Origin of the sequence: Azospirillum oryzae (assembly GCF_008364795.1) — a bacterium.
In the GTDB taxonomy this organism is placed as follows: domain Bacteria; phylum Pseudomonadota; class Alphaproteobacteria; order Azospirillales; family Azospirillaceae; genus Azospirillum; species Azospirillum oryzae.
The window spans coordinates 502,368-519,127 of the sequence record NZ_VTTM01000001.1 but is presented as its reverse complement, the minus strand read 5'-3'; the positions used below and the strand labels follow the sequence as shown (position 1 = coordinate 519,127).

The 16,760-nt window shown below is 68.7% G+C and carries 15 protein-coding genes; 11 read left to right on the top strand and 4 right to left on the bottom strand.

The annotated features are described in order from the left end of the window. Window positions 1–11: 11 nt before the first annotated feature. The 7 genes from FZ938_RS02445 (at window position 12) to FZ938_RS02420 (ending at window position 5,236) form a co-directional block, all read left to right on the top strand. Window positions 12–431 (top strand): NAD(P) transhydrogenase subunit alpha part 2, encoded by a 420-nt coding sequence (locus FZ938_RS02445; RefSeq protein ID WP_149197088.1) that lies wholly within the window; start codon window positions 12–14, stop codon window positions 429–431. A gap of 4 nt (window positions 432–435) precedes the next feature. After that, window positions 436–1,830, top strand: a complete 1,395-nt coding sequence (locus FZ938_RS02440) for an NAD(P)(+) transhydrogenase (Re/Si-specific) subunit beta (protein WP_149197087.1) — start codon at window positions 436–438, stop codon at window positions 1,828–1,830. Window positions 1,831–1,929: 99 nt separating this feature from the next. Further along, on the top strand, window positions 1,930–2,217 hold the full coding sequence (locus FZ938_RS02435; protein ID WP_149197086.1) for a DUF1330 domain-containing protein: 288 nt from the start codon (window positions 1,930–1,932) through the stop codon (window positions 2,215–2,217). A 143-nt stretch (window positions 2,218–2,360) separates the two neighbouring features. Continuing rightward, window positions 2,361–2,489, top strand: coding sequence for a hypothetical protein (locus FZ938_RS31295; protein WP_256379244.1), 129 nt, complete (start codon window positions 2,361–2,363; stop codon window positions 2,487–2,489). Between the two features lie 183 nt (window positions 2,490–2,672). Further along, window positions 2,673–3,698, top strand: a complete 1,026-nt coding sequence (locus FZ938_RS02430) for an ABC transporter substrate-binding protein (RefSeq protein WP_149197085.1) — start codon at window positions 2,673–2,675, stop codon at window positions 3,696–3,698. 12 nt (window positions 3,699–3,710) lie between these two features. Further along, window positions 3,711–4,481, top strand: coding sequence for an ABC transporter permease (locus tag FZ938_RS02425; protein WP_413340217.1), 771 nt, complete (start codon window positions 3,711–3,713; stop codon window positions 4,479–4,481). Then, the gene (locus tag FZ938_RS02420; RefSeq protein ID WP_149197084.1) at window positions 4,469–5,236 is read left to right on the top strand and encodes an ABC transporter ATP-binding protein; all 768 of its coding nucleotides are present in this window, start codon (window positions 4,469–4,471) and stop codon (window positions 5,234–5,236) included. Before FZ938_RS02425 ends, FZ938_RS02420 begins: the two co-directional genes overlap by 13 nt. 12 nt (window positions 5,237–5,248) lie before the next feature. On the opposite strand, the gene FZ938_RS02415 is transcribed toward FZ938_RS02420, so the two are convergent. The 3 genes from FZ938_RS02415 to FZ938_RS02405 form a co-directional block, all read right to left on the bottom strand. Then, a complete protein-coding gene (locus FZ938_RS02415; protein ID WP_149197083.1) occupies window positions 5,249–6,463 on the bottom strand; it encodes a threonine ammonia-lyase in 1,215 nt (404 codons plus the stop codon). After that, entirely contained in the window at window positions 6,460–9,264 is a 2,805-nt protein-coding gene (locus FZ938_RS02410; RefSeq protein WP_149197082.1) for a penicillin acylase family protein, read from the bottom strand. Before FZ938_RS02410 ends, FZ938_RS02415 begins: the two co-directional genes overlap by 4 nt. Before the next feature lie 142 nt (window positions 9,265–9,406). Further along, on the bottom strand, window positions 9,407–11,722 hold the full coding sequence (locus tag FZ938_RS02405) for a hybrid sensor histidine kinase/response regulator (protein ID WP_246457442.1): 2,316 nt from the start codon (window positions 11,720–11,722) through the stop codon (window positions 9,407–9,409). Between the two features lie 209 nt (window positions 11,723–11,931). Here FZ938_RS02405 and FZ938_RS02400 point away from each other — a divergent pair, with 209 nt between their 5' ends. Then, complete coding sequence (locus FZ938_RS02400; RefSeq protein WP_246457441.1) at window positions 11,932–12,525, top strand: hypothetical protein; 594 nt, start codon at window positions 11,932–11,934, stop codon at window positions 12,523–12,525. Window positions 12,526–12,529: 4 nt separating this feature from the next. On the opposite strand, the gene cbiB is transcribed toward FZ938_RS02400, so the two are convergent. Further along, window positions 12,530–13,492 (bottom strand): adenosylcobinamide-phosphate synthase CbiB, encoded by a 963-nt coding sequence (gene cbiB, locus FZ938_RS02395; RefSeq protein ID WP_149197080.1) that lies wholly within the window; start codon window positions 13,490–13,492, stop codon window positions 12,530–12,532. A 68-nt stretch (window positions 13,493–13,560) separates the two neighbouring features. On the opposite strand from cbiB, the gene cobD reads away from it, so the two are divergent. From cobD to FZ938_RS02380, 3 genes are all read left to right on the top strand, one after another. After that, on the top strand, window positions 13,561–14,655 hold the full coding sequence (gene cobD, locus FZ938_RS02390; protein WP_149197079.1) for a threonine-phosphate decarboxylase CobD: 1,095 nt from the start codon (window positions 13,561–13,563) through the stop codon (window positions 14,653–14,655). 136 nt (window positions 14,656–14,791) lie between these two features. Continuing rightward, a complete protein-coding gene (locus FZ938_RS02385; RefSeq protein WP_149197078.1) occupies window positions 14,792–16,423 on the top strand; it encodes a diguanylate cyclase in 1,632 nt (543 codons plus the stop codon). Between the two features lie 31 nt (window positions 16,424–16,454). Further along, window positions 16,455–16,760, top strand: coding sequence for an STAS domain-containing protein (locus FZ938_RS02380; RefSeq protein ID WP_149197077.1), 306 nt, complete (start codon window positions 16,455–16,457; stop codon window positions 16,758–16,760).

Sequence of the window (16,760 nt, the reverse complement as noted above, 5' to 3'; positions counted from 1 at the left end):
GACTTACCGCAATGGATCAGACCCAACTGTCCGCCCGTATTGCCGAGCTCAAGGCGAACCTCGCGGCGCTCGGCCAGCAGGCCGATCTGCTGGCCGCCCAGGTCGCGCACAGTGCGCAGCCCGTCACCGAGGCCGCCGGCGGTCACGGCAGCTTCTTCGTCACCGGCCTGACGGTGCTCGTGCTGGCCTGCTTCGTCGGCTATTACGTCGTCTGGCGCGTCACCCCGGCCCTGCATTCGCCGCTGATGGCCGTCACCAACGCCGTGTCGTCGGTCATCATCGTCGGCGCCCTGATCGCCGCCGGACCCGCGGGGTTCGACTTCTCCAAGGTCCTGGGCTTCCTCGCCGTCATCTTGGCGTCCGTCAATATCTTCGGCGGCTTCCTCGTGACCCAGCGCATGCTCTCCATGTTCAAGAAGAAGGGCAAGTAAGACCATGGAAACCTTGTCGGCCCTTCTCTATCTGGCAGCCTCCATCTGCTTCATCATGGCGCTGCGCGGGCTGTCCAGCCCGGAGACCTCGCGCCAGGGCAACATCTACGGCATGGTCGGCATGACCATCGCCATCCTGACCACGCTGGCCTCGCCCATCGTGCAGTCCTATTGGATGATCGTGCTCGGCATCGCCATCGGCGGCGCCATCGGCTACGTCGTCGCCAAGAAGATCGAGATGACGGCGCTGCCGCAGCTGGTCGCCGCCTTCCACTCGCTGGTCGGTCTGGCCGCCGTTTTCGTGGCGCTGGCCGCCTTCTACTCGCCGGAGGCCTATGGCATCGGCGTTCGTGGCGCTATCGCCAAGGGCTCGCTGATCGAGATGGCGCTCGGCACCGCCATCGGTGCGATCACCTTCACCGGCTCGCTGGTCGCCTTCGCCAAGCTGCAGGGTCTGGTCACCGGCAAGCCGCTGGTCTTCCCGATGCAGCATCCGCTGAATGCGGCGCTGGGCGTGCTGACCGTCATCCTGATCATCTGGCTGGTGCAGTCGAACTCGGCCGCCGCCATGTGGCTGATCATCCTGGTGGCGCTCGCTCTCGGCTTCCTGCTGATCCTGCCGATCGGCGGCGCCGACATGCCGGTGGTCATCTCGATGCTGAACAGCTACTCCGGCTGGGCGGCCTGCGGCATCGGCTTCACCCTGCAGAACAACCTGCTGATCATCACCGGCGCGCTGGTCGGCTCCTCGGGTGCGATCCTGTCCTATATCATGTGCAAGGGCATGAACCGCTCGATCTTCAACGTCATCCTCGGCGGCTTCGGCGGCGAGAGTGCCGCGGCGGGCGGCCCCGCCAAGGGTCCGCAGGGCTCGGTCAAGGCCGGCTCGGCCGAGGACGCCGCCTACATCATGAAGAACGCCCAGTCGGTCATCATCGTCCCCGGCTATGGCATGGCGGTGGCCCAGGCCCAGCATGCCCTGCGTGAAATGGCCGACGTGCTGAAGCACGAGGGCGTGGATGTGAAGTACGCCATCCACCCGGTGGCGGGCCGCATGCCCGGTCACATGAACGTGCTGCTGGCCGAGGCCAACGTGCCCTACGACGAGGTGTTCGAACTGGAGGACATCAACCGCGACTTTGGCACGGCGGATGTGGCCTTCGTCATCGGCGCCAACGACGTGACCAACCCGGCCGCCAAGACCGATCCGACCTCGCCGATCTACGGCATGCCGATCCTGGATGTGGAGAAGGCCAAGACGGTGTTCTTCATCAAGCGCGGCATGGCCGCCGGTTACGCCGGCGTCGAGAACGAGCTGTTCTTCCGCCCGAATACGATGATGCTGTTCGGCGACGCCAAGAAGGTCACCGAAGAGGTCGTGAAGGCGATGGAAGCCTGACCGGCATCCATAGCAGTTGACCGGAGCGGGCGCGGGAAGCAAGGCTTTCCGCGCCCGTTTCTTTTGGGCCGAAAAACGACAAGAGAGGATGCGGAAACCATGACCGCCTACATCATCGCCGACGTGCGCGTGACCGACCCCGTCGCCTATGAGGTCTACAAGTCGCTGACCCCCGATGCGATCGCCAAGAACGGCGGACGCTTCATCAGCCGCGGCGGCGAGACGGCGGTGCTGGAAGGCGACTGGCAGCCCAACCGGATCGTGATCCTGGAATTTCCGGACATGGCGGCGGCCAAGGCCTTCTACGACAGCCCGGAATACCGCAAGGCGCGCGAGGCGCGTCGCGATGCCGCCGATTTCAAGATGATCGTGGTCGAGGGTCTGTAACGGACAGCCGGCGCCGTTACCGTCGGTTACACAACATCGTCCACGGGACACACCGCAGCAACACGGCCCCGCTATCGCTTACCGTCACCGAGAGACGGCGGGTGGCCCCCCGCCGTCCTCCCCACAGTGACGGATGTCAGGCCATGGACGATGACGATCTCTGCGAACCGTTCGATTCGCACCTCACGCTCTGGACACGCATCGCGGTGGCGATCCTGTTGGTGGGGGTATCGCTCTGCGGCGTGTCGCTCTACCTGCTGACGGAGAGCTGACGCCGTACCGCCCAAGCCGCCCCGAACCCACAATTTCCGCGGCTTTTCGGCCGAAGCCGATGCGTTAATAACAAAATATTTATGTGTGATATTGAATTCCCTTTCCCAGTTATGTGGAAATCGCTCTTCTCCATCCGCGCAATCGTGCTAAATAGCCTCGGAACCCCAGTCGAGGATGATCCGATGCTCCGCACCACCCGCCGCTTCACCCTTGCCGCCCTGGTTGCCCTTGGGGCTGCCGCCGTGATGCCCGGCACCGTGCGCGCCGCCGATCCGGTGAAGCTGGAAATCGGCTATATTCCCATCCTGGCGGCGTCGCCGCTCTTCATCGTCGATGGGCAGGGCTGGGCCAAGGATGCGGGGATCGAACTGAAGCTGACCCGTTTCGAATCCGGCCCGCACGCCATCCAGGCGATGGCCGCCGGCAAGATCGACCTGCTCTATGCCGGTGTCGCCCCGGTGCTGGTCGCCCGCACCAAGGGCGCCGACATCTCGGTCATCGCCAATTCGGCGGTGGAGGAGATGGTGGTTGCCGCGCGCGGTCCCTTTGCCAAGGCGGTGGGCGCCAACCCGACCGCGGAATCCTTCAAGAAGTACGCCGCCGAAACCGGCCGCAAGCCGAAGATCGGCACCCAGCCGCCGGGCTCGGTTCCCGACACCGTGCTGAAGCACTGGCTGTTCAAGGTGGTGAAGGTCGATCCGGCCGATGTGGAGCTGGTGCCGATGGGCATCGAGAAGACGCAGCAGGCCCTGCTGGCCGGCGCGCTCGACGCCGCCACCATCCGCGAGCCGACGGTGACCGTCACCCAGCAGATGGACCCGAATGTCGTGCTGGTCGCCACCGGTGCCCAGATGTTCCCGGACCAACCCGGCACCGTGGTCTCCGCCCGTGCCGAGGTGCTGAAGGCTCATCCCGACGCCATCAAGGCGCTGGTCAAGGCCCACATCCGCGCGGTCGAGCTGATCGCCAAGGATCCGGCCGGTTCCGCCAAGATCGTGAACAACTATCTCGGCAAGGGTCTGATGGAGCCGGCGACGCTGGAAGCCGCCTTCAAGGGTCCGGGATCGAAGTTCGTCGCCGATCCGCATTCGGTCGTGCCGGCGGTGGAAAAGATGATGGCTTTCACCAAGGAAATCGGCTCGGCCAGCGAGACGGTTCCGGTGGCCGAGGCCTTCGATTTCAGCTTCTACGACGCTGTCGCCAAGTAAGCCGGCCGACCGATGCAGACCGACAAGCCGATGAAGTCCTATCAGAAAGTCGCCCTATCGGCGCTGGGCGTGCTCGTCTTCCTGCTGGCGTGGGAAGCGGTGGCGCGCAGCGGCGTCGTGCCGGCCCGGCTGCTGCCGTCGCCTAGCGCGGTGCCTGCCGCCTTCCTGACCGAGTTCAAGAGCGGCACCTGGCAGGAGATGGTGCTGGCCAGCCTGTCGCACTATCTGGTCGGGCTGTCGCTGGGTACCTTCCTCGGCGTGTCGTTCGGCACGGCGGCGGCGCTGTGGGGCAAGTGGGACGCCTTCCAGGCCTGGGTCGTGCGCATGCTGCGCCCGATCCCGGCCATCGCCTGGATCCCCTTCGCCATCATCTGGTTCGGCGTCAGCGAAGGGGCGGCGTCCTTCCTGATCTCGCTGACGGTGTTCTGGATCAACTATTACGCCAGCTACGCCGCGGTGCGCGGGGTGGACAAGGACCTGATCGAGCTTGGCCATGCCTTCGGGCAGGGCGGGCTGATACCGCGCCTGTTCAAGATCATCCTGCCGGGCGCCCTGCCGGGCATCCTGTCCGGCATGCGCGCCGGGCTTGGGCAGGGCTGGATGACGGTGGTCGCGGCCGAGCTGTTTGGCATCTCCGGCCTCGGCATGCGGATGATGGAGGCCTCGGGCCTTTTGGCGACCCACATCGTCGTGCTCTACATGGTCACCATCGCGCTGCTCTACGGCGTGTCGGATTTCCTGTTCATGCAAGTTCAGTCGCGGGTGCTCTCATGGCAGCGGTGACCCTTTCCAAGACCGCCGCCGCGTCGGTCATCGACCTCGAGGACGTGTCCATCGGCTATGGCAAGGACGCGCCGCCGGTGCTGGTCGACGTCAACCTGTCGGTCGAGCGCGGCAGCTTCGTCGCCATCGTCGGCCCGTCCGGCGTCGGCAAGTCGACGCTGCTGCGCGTCGTCGCCGGCCTGCACACCGCGCGGAGCGGCGGCGTCACCATCCACCAGGACCGGCGCCCCGGCCATCGCCCGGTCGGGCTGGTGTTCCAGGATTCCCGCCTGCTGCCCTGGCGCCGGGTGATCCGCAATGTGGAGTTCGGGCTGGAGGGCCTGCCGGTCAGCCGCGACGAGCGCCGCCAGCGTGCCGAGGCGGCGTTGAAGCTGGTGCGGCTCGACGGTTATGCCCGCCGCTGGCCCTACGAGCTGTCGGGCGGCCAGCGCCAGCGCATCGGCATCGCCCGCGCCATGGCGGTGGACCCGGACATCCTGCTGATGGACGAGCCGTTCGGCGCGCTCGACGCCATCACCCGCCACAATCTGCAGGACGAGCTTCGCCGCATCCATCAGGAGACCGGCAAGACCGTGCTGTTCGTCACCCATGACCTGGAAGAGGCGGTGCATCTGGCCGACCGCATCATCGTGCTGGGCGGCACCCCGGCCCGCGTGGTGCGCGACGTGCGCAACAGCGCCGGCCGGGACGGCTCGGTGTTCCGCGATCAGGTGGAACAGCTGCGGTCGGAGATCGCCGACAATTACAGCATCTGAGGGGTGGGGTTCCTACCCCACCTCCACCATCAGGCTGGTCGGATAGCCCGCGTCCTTCATCCGCGCGATCAGCGCATCGACATGGGTCTGGTTGCGGGTTTCCAGCACCACGTCCACCTCGGCCATCTTCACCGGCACATTGTGGAACAGGCGCTGGTGGTGGACCTCGACGATGTTGGCGCCGGCCTCGCCCAGCAGGCGGGTGACGCGGGCCAGTGCGCCGGGGGCGTCGGTGATGCCGATGCGCAGGCGGACGATCCGCCCCTCATAGACCAGGCCGCGCATCAGCACCTGCGCCATGATGCGCGAGTCGATGTTGCCGCCGGACAGCACCATGCCGACCTTGCGGCCGCGGTAGCGCTCCGGTTCCTCCAGAATGGCGGCGAGCGCCGCGGCGCCAGCCCCTTCGGCGACCAGCTTCTGCATTGTGGCGAGGCGGTAGACCGCCTCCTCCAGCCGGGCTTCGCCCACCTCCACCACATCGTCGACCAACGCGCGGATGATCGGCAGGGTCAGGGCGCCGGGCGCCTTCACCGCGATGCCCTCCGCCACCGTGGCGCCGCCGCAGGTGATCGGCTGGCCGGCCAGCGCCTGGCGCACGGCGGGATAGAGGCTGCACTGCACGCCGACGATCTCCAGGTCCGGCCGCAGCGCCTTGGCCGCCGTCGCCATGCCGGCGATCAGCCCGCCGCCGCCGATGGGGATCACCAGCACGTCCAGGTCCGGCACATCCTCCAGCAGTTCCAGCGCCGCGGTACCCTGGCCGGCCGCCACCAGCGGGTCGTCGTAGGGATGGACGAAGATCAGCCCGTCGCGCGCCGCCAGATCATGGGCGAAGGCGGCGGCCTCGCTCAGCGTCTCGCCATGCAGTTCGACGGTTGCGCCCAGATTCTCCGTCCGCTCCACCTTGGTGAAGGGGGTGAAGGCGGGCATTACGATGGTGGAGCGGATGCCCAACCGCGTGGCGTGGCAGGCCACCGCCTGGGCATGGTTGCCGGCGGACATGGCGATGACGCCGGCGCGGCGCTCGGCCTCGCCCAGCGACAGCAGCTTGTTCAGCGCGCCACGCTCCTTGAAGGAACTGGTGGCGTGCTGGCTCTCCAGCTTCACGTGCAGCCGGCAACCCGCCATGTCCCCCAGGCGGGGCGCCGGAACCGTGGGCGTTCGGGACAGATGCCCCGCGATGCGCGCCGCCGCGGCGCGCACGTCCTCCAGAGTGATGGTCATTTCTTGGTTGTCCCGGTGTTGCGTGGTGTGAGTGTCAGCACCTCCGCCCCTGCCGAGACCAGCGTGCCACGGTCGCCGGCCAGACGCAACGAGCCGCCATCGCGCCAGAGTTCGACCAGATCGCCCCAATGGCGGGACCAGATGTTGCCGGACTGGCCGGTGGCGATCACGAACCGGGAATTGTCCAGATCGGCCAGATCATAGACCGCGCGTAACCCGGCGCCATGGACATGGCGGAAGGGGTTCGCCGGATCGCGGGTCGAGGTCGTCCCGCGGTTGACGGTGAAGAAGCCGCCGTCCGTCTCCACCGACAGATCGGCGGTGCCGCCGATCAGCGGCAGGCGGCTCAGCATCCGGTGGACCAGCGCCGCCTTGTGGTCGTCGCCCCAGCGCCAGCTTTTCGGGCTGGAGCCGTGACGTTCGGCCAGCATCGCCACCGCCGCCTCCAGCGACCGGCCGATCATGTCGGCGCAGCTTTCCTTCTGCGGGGTGGTGATGTCGTCGCACCACTCCGGCCGCTCGCTCAGGACATGGCGCAGCGCCTCCGGACGAAGCTCCCAGTAGGAGGCGAAATCGGGGCCGAGTTCGTCGGCGAAGACTGCGCGGACCAGTTCGCGCATCCAGGCGGTGAAGATCAGCGGTTCCGGCCGGTTGCGGTCCATCTGGCCGTCCCAGCTGCGCAAAAGCGCCGCGGCATCGCTGGCGACGCCGGGCGGGGCCGGATATTTCAGCAGCTCGGGGAGGAAGTCGCGGGCGGGAATCGAGACGATGTCCATCTGCTGGCGCGCCACATCCTCGACGGAAAAGCGCCCGGTGCCCAGCATCTCGACGATGCGCTTGGCGCGCGACGGATCCGGCCATTCGGTGGCGAGGCGATAGGGATAATCGCGCCCGACCACCGCGTTGTTGGCGTTGACGAACTGCCCCGACGGCGGGTTCACCGACTGCGGCAGGGCGTAGTAGGGCAGGAAGCCGGTCCAGTCATACTCGCCGGTCCAGCCGGGAACCGGCACGCGGCCGTCGCCCTTGCGGCGGATCGGCACCCTGCCGGCGGAGATGAAGCCGACCGTGCCCGCCACATCCGCATAGACGACGTTCTGCTGCGGAGCGACATGCAGGCGCAGCGCCTCGCGCGCCGCCTCCGCCGATTCCGCATGGTTCAGGCGGTAGAGCGCCTCCGCGCTGGTGTCGTCGCCGGCAAGGCCGGGGAAGGACAGCGCCAGCACCGGACCGGGCGCGGTGCTGGCGGGCGCGATGCCGGCGGGCGCGGCGTCGAGGTCGGAGATGACCGGGCCGTGCCGCGTGCTGCGCACGGTCAGCGTCTGCGACGGCTCGCCGGCGATGGCGATGGTCTCGGCGCGCGTCTCGAAGGGCTGACTGCCGTCTGGGGCCAGATAGCGGGCGGGGTCCTGCGGGTCCGGCTTTTCGACGAACAGATCCTGGGTGTCGCTGTGGGTGGTGGTGAAGCCCCAGGCGACCTTGCCGTTGTGGCCGAGGATGGTCAACGGCACGCCCGGCACCGTGGCACCGGTGACGGTGAAGTCGGGCGTCACGATGCGGGCAAGATACCAGAGGATCGGCGCCTCAAGCCCCAGATGCGGGTCGTTGGCGAGGATCGGCTTGCCGGTGGTGGTGCGGGCGCCGGTCAGGACCCATTCGTTCGACGCGGTGTCGAAACCCATCTGCGGCAACGCCGCCAGGGTGCGGCGCACCGTTTCCCGCAAATCCATTCCGCGCAGGTCGGTCGCCAGCGTCGTGGGGGCGCCGGGGGCGTCGGGCGGGAACAGGTCGTCGACCTGGACCGGCGACAGCCGTTCCAGCACACGGGAGCGGAACAGCTCGTCGCGGTAGTTGGCGGACAGCTGCAGCGCCATCAGCTTGGCCCAGACCAGACTGTCGGCGACCGTCCAGGGCTCCGGCGTGTGGCGCAGAAGCTGGAATTCGACCGGCAGCGCCTCCGACCGCGTGGCGAGATAGGCGTTCACGCCCTCGGCATAGGCCTCGAAGGCGGTGCGGGCGTCCGGCGACAGGGTGGCTTCCATCGCCTCCGCCGAGCGGCGGACGCCCAGCGTGCGCATCAGCCGGTCGGTGCGCAGGGCAAAGTCGCCGTATTTGGTGCCGATCAGCTCGGCCAGCCGGCCAGCGCCGGCACGGCGCATCGACTCCATCTGCCACAGCCGGTCCTGGGCGTGGGCGTAGCCCAGCGCGCGGTAGGCATCGCGCTCCGTCGCCGCGAAGATATGGACGACACCTTGGCGATCGCGGACGATTTCCGCCGGGGCGCCGCCGCCGGGGATGGCTATGGTGCCGCTGGTCTGCGGCTGCTGCGCCCGCATCCACCAATAGGTGCCGACCAGCGCCACTGGGGGAAGCAGAACCAGCACGCCGGCGACGACCGCCACCTTGCCCCAGCGCCCGCGCGGCAGGCGGAATCGCGGGCGTCCCGGCGGCCGGCTGGAAGGCGCGGCTTGGGGGCGATGCTGCGGGGGCGGGGCGTAGGGGGGGACCGCTTGCGGCGGCTGCACGCCGTAGGGCGGCGCCGGCTGCTGCGGATAGGTGCCGGGCGGGTAACCGTCGGGCGGATAAACCGGCTGCTGCGGAGGCTGCGGGTAGGGTGCGCCGGGATATGCTGCGCCAGGGTACTGGACCGGTGGCTGCTGCGGGGGCGACGGATGGCCCGCATGTGGTGGTGCGGCAGGAGGAGCAGCAGGAGGGCCAGGGCGGGACAGCGCACGCGCCAGGGCGGCGCGGAGATGGAAAGCGCAGGTCTCGCCGGCGCGGATCAGGGAACGGCGCAGCATCACGGTCCGTGAGAGAGAATGGGGCGGCGACGGGCGGGGGCCGCCGGGGGGCTCGTTCGGGTGGCGGATGCTAGTCCGCCGGCCGCTGGCCCGTCCAGGGTTGCTTCGGTGGAGTCGGGCGCTTTTTCCGGCGGCGTCCAGCCTATGCTGCCGCGGTCAGGATCTCGCGCAGCATCGGGGCGGACACCGGCTTGTGGATCAGGCGGTGGCCGCTGCGCTGCACCTCGGCGATGCGGGCGGGATCGGTGTCGCCGGTCAGAACCACGGCGGGAACGCGCACGCCGCAGACTCCGTAGATGTCGCGGATCGCCTCCACCCCCGTCCGCCCTTCGCGCAGGCGATAGTCCGCGACGATCATCGCCGGCTGCCGGCCGAGATTCAGCAGCGACGCGATCGCCTCGTCGGCCGACACGGCGGCGACCACCTCGTATCCCCATTCCTCCAGCATCGCCCGCATGCTGAGCAGGATGATGGTGTCGTCGTCGACGACCACGATCAGCCCCTTGGCGTCCGGCAGTTCGGCCGGGCAGCGCACCGGTTTCGGGACTGGGCGGGGAACCGCCGTCGGCAGGTCGAGGAAGAAGCCGCTGCCGCGGCCGGGGGTCGAGCGCACCGCCACCCTATGCTCCAGCAGCCCCGCCAACCGCCGCACGATGGCCAGCCCCAGGCCTAAACCCTTGCGCCGGTCGCGCTCCGGGTTGGCCAATTGGGTGAACTCCTGGAAGATGTCCTCCGTCCTGTCGCCGGGGATGCCGATGCCCTGGTCGATCACCGCCAGCCTCAGCGTTCCGCCACGGTGCAGGCAGCCGACCAGGATGTGGCCGCGCTCGGTATAGCGGATGGCGTTCTCGATCAGGTTGCGCAGGATGCGCTCCAGCAGGGCGGGGTCGCTGCTGGTCCAGGCGGAGGTCGGGACATGACGCAGCGCCAGCCCGCATTCGGTGGCGCGGATCCGGTATTCCTCGGCAAGCCGGTCCAGCAGGGGCCCGAGCGCGAAATCGGTGACGCTGGGCTTCACCACGCCGGCATCAAGCCGCGACACGTCCAGCAGGCTGTCCAGCATCACCCGCAGACCGTTCAGCGATTCGGTCATGCTGGCCAGCAGCGGCGACGCGGGGTGGTCCTGCAGTTTGTCGGATAAGGCGTGGGCGAAGAAGAACAGCGACTGCAGCGGCTGGCGCAGATCGTGGCTGGCGGCGGCCAGGAACTTCGTCTTGGCGCGGTCGGCGCGCTGGGCGTCGTCGCGGGCCCGAACGGCCTCGATCCTTGCCGCCTCCGCCTCGTCGCGGGCACGCAGGATCGCGTCCTCGGCGGCCTTGCGCGCGGTGATGTCGCGCATGATGCCGGTGTACATGCGCCGCTTGCCGACATGCCATTCACCCACCGACAGGTCAAGCGGGAAGGTGGAGCCGTCCTTGCGCAGACCTTCCACCTCGCGGCCGATCCCGACGATCCGCCGCTCTCCCGTCCGGTGATAGCGGTCGAGATAGCCGTCATGGGCGCTCCGGTACGGCTCCGGCATCAGCATGTTGACGTTGCGGCCGATCACCTCGTCGGCGCGGTAGCCGAAGGTCTTCTCCGCCGCATGGTTGAAGGATTCGACCGTGCCCTGGTCATCGATCAGGATGATGGGGTCCACCGCTGTGTCGACGATGGCGCGATAGCGCGCCTCCTGCTCCGCCGACCGCTCGGCCTGCTGGCGGCGGTCGAGCAGCGACGACAGCATCGCCAGCGAGAGCAGAAGCAGCGTGCCCACCCCGGTCATGATCGCCAGCAGCGAGGGGGACAGCGCCATCCGCTGCCCGGAGGAGGTCATCACATGAGTCGGCATGGCGTGGTGAGTGCCCATGCTGTCGAGCGTTGCTGTGCTCACCTCCGTTATCGGCTCCATCCCGGCCGCGGCCATGCCGGTGTAGTGCATCGTCACCACGCCCAGGCCCAGCAGGACGGCGCCGGCGGCACGCTGCAGCGGGCGCCGGGTCCGGAAGGCCAGCCACAAGGCCGCGGTGGAGGCGACGATGGCGACGGCGACCGAAACGGCGACCAGAATGACGTCGTAGGACAGGTTCATGTCCATGCGCATGCCCGCCATCCCCACATAATGCATGCTGACGATGCCGAGCCCCGTCAGGGTTCCCGCCACCGGCAGGGTGTAGCGGCGGGGGCGGTTGCGGGCGACGGCGAACAGGCCGGCACCGGAAACGGCGACCGCCAGCACGAAGGACAATGCGGTAAGCCCGGCATCGTAGCTGATCGGTATGTCGCTGCGATAGGCGAGCATTCCGATGAAGTGCATCGACCATATCCCGGCCCCGAGGGCGAGCGCCGCACTCCCCAGCCGCCGGCCATCGCCCGGACCGCCGCCGGAGCCGTCGCGACGGTTGGGCGCAATGGAGTGGCTGGCCATGCCGTTGCCGCTGTGATGGGCGAGATCCAGCGCCACATAACCACCGAACACGGCGATTACGTATGACAACGCGACGAGGAGGGGATCGTAATGGCCGGGCACGGTGGGCTTTGCTGTTGTGGGACTACGTTCGGGGAAGGAGCAGACCTGATCGTGCGTGTACAGGAACAATTTGGGTGAAGGTGCCAGCCCCTTCCTACAAACGAAAGGCTCGCCTTGGTGGTAGACAGGGACCTAGGACGTCCGTCGGGATATTTCGAATGAACAGCAAGCTCCCGCCCGGCCCCATCCCAGGGGCAGACAAGCGTACCGCCTCGTCGGTTCGGCCGACGCAGCCGCGGCGGCTGTTGACCCGGCTGTTGCGTCCGGTCGCGTCCCTGCTCGCGGTCGGATATTTCCTTCTGGATGCGCTGGCCTACTGGGTGGTGCGGCCGGTGGTTCGTCGGATCGCCCGGCTGCCGCTGTTCGGGCGGATCGGCCACTGGGTCGCCGGTCTGGGACCTTACCCGTCGCTGATCCTCGTCCTGGTGCCACTGGCGTTGCTGGAGCCGGCGAAGCCCGTCGGGGCATGGCTGTTCGCCACCGGCCGGCCGATGGCCGGCGTGGCCGTGATCGTCGGGGCGGAACTTATCAAGATCACCCTGGTGGAGCGGCTGTTCCACGTCGCCAAGCCGAAACTGCTGACCATCGGCTGGTTCGCCTGGGGCTATGTTCGGGTGACGGCCTGGCTCGCCTGGCTGAAGGAGACCGCCCCCTTCCGCGCCGCCCGCCGTCTGCTGTACGGTCTCCGCCGCCTCGGCCGCCGCGTCCGGCGGCGGCTGTCACTGATGATGCGGCGGGTTGCGCGGGGGTGAATGCCTATCCCAGCGCCGCCAGCACCAGTGCCGAGGCGATCAGCAGGGCGCAGGCGCGGCGATAGAGCACCAGCGCGCGGCCGATGTCGCCGGGGGTGGCGGCGGTGCGGCCGGGGCCCAGCCAGACATCCTCGATCCGGGTGGCGCCATAGACCCGCGGGCCGCCCAGCCGCAGGTCGAGCGCGCCGGCCATCGCCGCTTCCGGCCAGCCGGCATTCGGGGAACGGTGGCGGTGGGCGTCCCGCCGGACCGACGCCCAGGCCTGCCCCGCGTCGGCCCCGCCGGTCATCCGGGCGGCCCCCACCAGCAGAAGGGCGGTCAGGCGCGATCCGGGCAGGTTGACCAGATCGTCCAGCCGCGCCGCCGCCCAGCCGAACGCTTCGTGGCGCGGGGTGCGGTGGCCGATCATGCTGTCCGCTGTGTTGACCGCCTTGTAGAGCGCCAGACCGGGCAGTCCGCCCACCAGTAGCCAGAAGGCCGGCGCCACCACCCCGTCGGAGAAATTCTCGGCGAGGCTCTCGATGGCGGCGCGGGCGACGGCGGGCTCGTCGAGCGTCGCCGGATTGCGGCCGACGATCATCGACACCGCCTTGCGCGCGCCCTCCAGCCCGCCGGTGCGGAAGCCCTTGGCAACGGCCGCCACATGGTCGTGCAGGCTGCGCTGGGCCAGCAGGGTGGAGGCCAATACCGCCTCGACCAGCCAGCCGAACGGCAGCAGCCGGCAGACCCAGGCCACCGCGACGGCGACACCGCCCACCGTCAGCAGAAGCACCACCACCGCCAGCACGCCGAACGCCTTGCGGCGGCCGAAGCCGTCGGTCTCATGGTTGAGCGTACGGTCAAGCTGGGCGATAAGCGCTCCGATCCACACGACCGGGTGACGGATGCGGGCGTAGAGTGGATCGGGATAGCCCGCCAGCGCTTCGACGATGAGTGCTGTGGCGAGCAGGAAGGGATGCAGCGGCACGGGTGGGACGTTCCAGGCAATGGGGCGGCCGCCGGCCGCGCGTCGGTGAATGAGGAAGAGGCACGATCATGGCCGAAGACAGGCCGGCGACCAAGCCGTGCGTGACGGACGAACGGCGGACGGGGCAGGAGGCCCCGGCGGGAGGCACCCTGCTGCATGGCGGCGACCTGGACGGCGCGCGCGCCGCATTTCCCGGCGCGCCGGAGCCGTGGGTCGACCTGTCCACCGGCATCAACCCCTGGCCCTACCCGCTGCCGCCAGTGCGGCCGGACGCCTGGAGCCGGCTGCCCGGCCGCGGAGAGGAGGCCGCGCTGCGGAGCGCAGCGGCGGCCTGCTATGGCGCGCCGTCGGCCGATGTGGTGGCCGCGGCGTCGGGATCGCAGGCGCTGATCCAGTTGCTGCCGCGGCTGCGCGCACCCGGCCGCGTCGCCGTCCTGGGGCCTACCTATGCCGAGCATGCCCGCTGCTGGTCGTTGGCCGGCCATGACGTCCGGATGGCGGAGGGGGTGGAGGAGGCCGACGTCCTGGTGATCGTCAACCCCAACAACCCCGACGGCCGGCGCTGGCCCGCCGTGCGGCTGCTGGAGCTTGCCGAAGCACAGGCGGCGCGCGGCGGCTGGCTGGTGGTGGATGAGGCCTTCGCCGACATGCGGCCGGAGGACAGCCTCGCGGCGCATGCCGGCAAGCCGGGGCTGGTGATCCTGCGGTCCTTCGGCAAATTCTTCGGGCTTGCGGGGCTGCGGCTGGGCATCGCACTGGCGCCGGCCGGATTGGCGGCGGCGCTGCGCGAGGCCATCGGGCCTTGGGCGGTGTCGGGACCGGGCCTGGCCATCGCCACGGCGGCGCTTGGCGACCGCCGTTGGATCGAGGCGACAAGGCGGCGGTTGGCGGCGGCGGCGGCGGAACTGGACCGACTGCTGGAGGGGGCCGGCCTGCGGGTGATCGGCGGGACCGAACTGTTCCGTCTCGTCGAGGACCCGCGGGCACCGGCGCTCTATCGCGCCCTGGGCGAGGCCGGACTCCTCGTGCGCCGATTCGAACAGCGGCCGGATTGGCTGCGCTTCGGGTTGCCGGGCGCGGCCGAGGACCGGCAGCGGCTTGATGTCGCATTGGCTGCGGAAAGAAGCCGGGCACTGCAACCGCGTGAAACGTCAGCGTCTTGAACAATCGGCGAAAATTTTATACACTCAACCGTTTTTAGAAATCCGGCTGTTATACTTCGACCCTGTCGGAAGTCGCCGGCGTTGCGGGGACATAAAATTCTATGAAACACTCTCGGCCATGCCGGTACCGGGTTGCATGGTGATGATCTCAGGCCGTGGTGTGGATGACGGGCGCGAAACCGCGTTTTCAGTCTTCGACCGTCTGCCGGTCGGGATTTGCCTCGTCACGGCTTCGGGGATCATCCACCATGCGAATCCGGCCCTGCATGACCTGCTGGGTTGCGAGGCGGGCGGCCTGCCGGGCCGCAGCCTGTGCGAATTCGCACTCGACCATTGTGGCCCCGGCGGCGCACAAGGTTCGGGAAAGCCGCTCCGCGTCCTGCGGAACGACGGTTCCACACGCTGGGTGACGGTGGCGGAAAAGCCATGGGACAGCGGGGCAGGCGGCGAGGACGGCATGCAGCGGCTGCTGACCGTGACGGACGTCGATGCCGTTTGCCGGCAGGCCGATGGGGTGAAGGACGACGCCCCACGCGCCGAGATGCCGGTGGTTGACGCTCTGCTGGAAGCCTCGCCGCTGCCGCTGTTCGTCAAGAACGCCGCCGGACAGTACATCGCGGTCAACCACGCCTTCTCCCGCCTGACCGGCATCGCCCGCGACGAGATGCTGCTGCGGACCACCTTCGCGCTCACCGGGCCTGACATGGCGAGGGAGCATGCCGGCCACGACCGTGACCTGCTGGAGCATGACGGCAGCGTCCAATACGAAGCGCCGATCTGCACGGCCGAAGGCGCGATGCGGACGGTCAACCTCACCAAGACCGCCTTCCACGACGGATCGGGCAAGCCGGCCGGCATCGTCGGCGCCATCCACGAACTGTCCGGATCGCGCCCGAACGAGGAGCGGCTGGAGGCCATCCTCGAACAGAGTCCGATCGGCGTTTCGGTGTCCAGGCGCGACGATGGCCGGATCATCTTCGTCAACACCCGCTTCGCCGAACTGATCGGCCTGCCGCGTGAAAAACTGATCGGCAGCCGCGCCCGCGACTATTACCTGGACAGCCACCAGCGCCTGCGCGTCCTGGAACGGCTGCGCGGCGGTGGCGGCGTCACCAATATGGAGGTCCAGTTCAAGCGGGCCGACGGCTCGCCCTTCTGGACGCTGTTCACGGTGAATCAGGCGGTGATCCAGGGCATGGAGGTCAATCTCGCCTGGATCTACGACTACACCGAGCGCCGCAGCATGGAAGAGGCGCTGCGCGACATGGCGTCGCGCGATCCGTTGACCGGCATCTACAACCGCCGGTCCTTCATGGACATGGCGCGCGCCCAGCTGGCCCGAGCCCACCGGTTCCACGAGCCGCTGTCCGTCTTCGTCCTGGACGTCGACCATTTCAAACGCATCAACGACACCTTCGGCCATGCCACCGGTGACGACGCGCTGCGCATGGTGGCGGCTGGCTGTCAGGCGATTCTTCGAGAATACGACATTCTCGGCCGGCTGGGCGGGGAGGAGTTCGTGGTGGTACTGCCCGGTGCGACCGCCGACGAGAGCCGGGTGGTGGCCGAACGGGTGCGCCGCCATCTGGCCCGCATGCCGATCGAGGCGACCGACGGCACATTCCGCCTGACCGCGAGCATCGGCATAGCCGGGCTGGAGGGGGCGACCGACACGCTGGAGCGGGCGATCCACCGTGCCGATCTGGCGCTCTATCGGGCGAAGCACCTCGGCCGCAACCGCGTCGCGGTGTTCGAGCCGGGAATGTAGGCCGGCAGCGTTTTCAACGGTGGATCTGGTGATGGACTATACGGTGCGCGACAACGGCGGCGTGCGCGAACTGGAACTGCGCGGGCAGATGACGTTCGAGGCCGACGCCGGGTTCCGGGAGATCCTGGCGGAGTGGGAGAAGGGCGGCGTCGCGGAATGCGTGCTGAACCTGTCGGCCGTCGAGTACATGGACTCCGCCGGGCTGGGGCTGCTGGTCCTGGCGAACAATGCGGCCAAGCGGACGGGGGTCGTCTTCCGCCTGAAGCATCCGCGCGGTCAGGTCCGCGAGTTGATCGAGATCTCGGAGTTCCACACCCTCATCCCCTGCGAGTTCTAG

Excerpts from the sequence above, each read along its gene's own strand:
- FZ938_RS02445 (WP_149197088.1), top strand. The coding sequence starts at position 12 with ATGGATCAGACCCAACTGTCCGCCCGTATTGCCGAGCTCAAGGCGAAC.
- FZ938_RS02440 (WP_149197087.1), top strand. The coding sequence starts at position 436 with ATGGAAACCTTGTCGGCCCTTCTCTATCTGGCAGCCTCCATCTGCTTC.
- FZ938_RS02435 (WP_149197086.1), top strand. The coding sequence starts at position 1,930 with ATGACCGCCTACATCATCGCCGACGTGCGCGTGACCGACCCCGTCGCC.
- FZ938_RS31295 (WP_256379244.1), top strand. The coding sequence starts at position 2,361 with ATGGACGATGACGATCTCTGCGAACCGTTCGATTCGCACCTCACGCTC.
- FZ938_RS02430 (WP_149197085.1), top strand. The coding sequence starts at position 2,673 with ATGCTCCGCACCACCCGCCGCTTCACCCTTGCCGCCCTGGTTGCCCTT.
- FZ938_RS02425 (WP_413340217.1), top strand. The coding sequence starts at position 3,711 with ATGCAGACCGACAAGCCGATGAAGTCCTATCAGAAAGTCGCCCTATCG.
- FZ938_RS02420 (WP_149197084.1), top strand. The coding sequence starts at position 4,469 with ATGGCAGCGGTGACCCTTTCCAAGACCGCCGCCGCGTCGGTCATCGAC.
- FZ938_RS02415 (WP_149197083.1), bottom strand. The coding sequence starts at position 6,463 with ATGACCATCACTCTGGAGGACGTGCGCGCCGCGGCGGCGCGCATCGCG.
- FZ938_RS02410 (WP_149197082.1), bottom strand. The coding sequence starts at position 9,264 with ATGCTGCGCCGTTCCCTGATCCGCGCCGGCGAGACCTGCGCTTTCCAT.
- FZ938_RS02400 (WP_246457441.1), top strand. The coding sequence starts at position 11,932 with ATGAACAGCAAGCTCCCGCCCGGCCCCATCCCAGGGGCAGACAAGCGT.
- cobD (WP_149197079.1), top strand. The coding sequence starts at position 13,561 with ATGGCCGAAGACAGGCCGGCGACCAAGCCGTGCGTGACGGACGAACGG.
- FZ938_RS02385 (WP_149197078.1), top strand. The coding sequence starts at position 14,792 with ATGGTGATGATCTCAGGCCGTGGTGTGGATGACGGGCGCGAAACCGCG.
- FZ938_RS02380 (WP_149197077.1), top strand. The coding sequence starts at position 16,455 with ATGGACTATACGGTGCGCGACAACGGCGGCGTGCGCGAACTGGAACTG.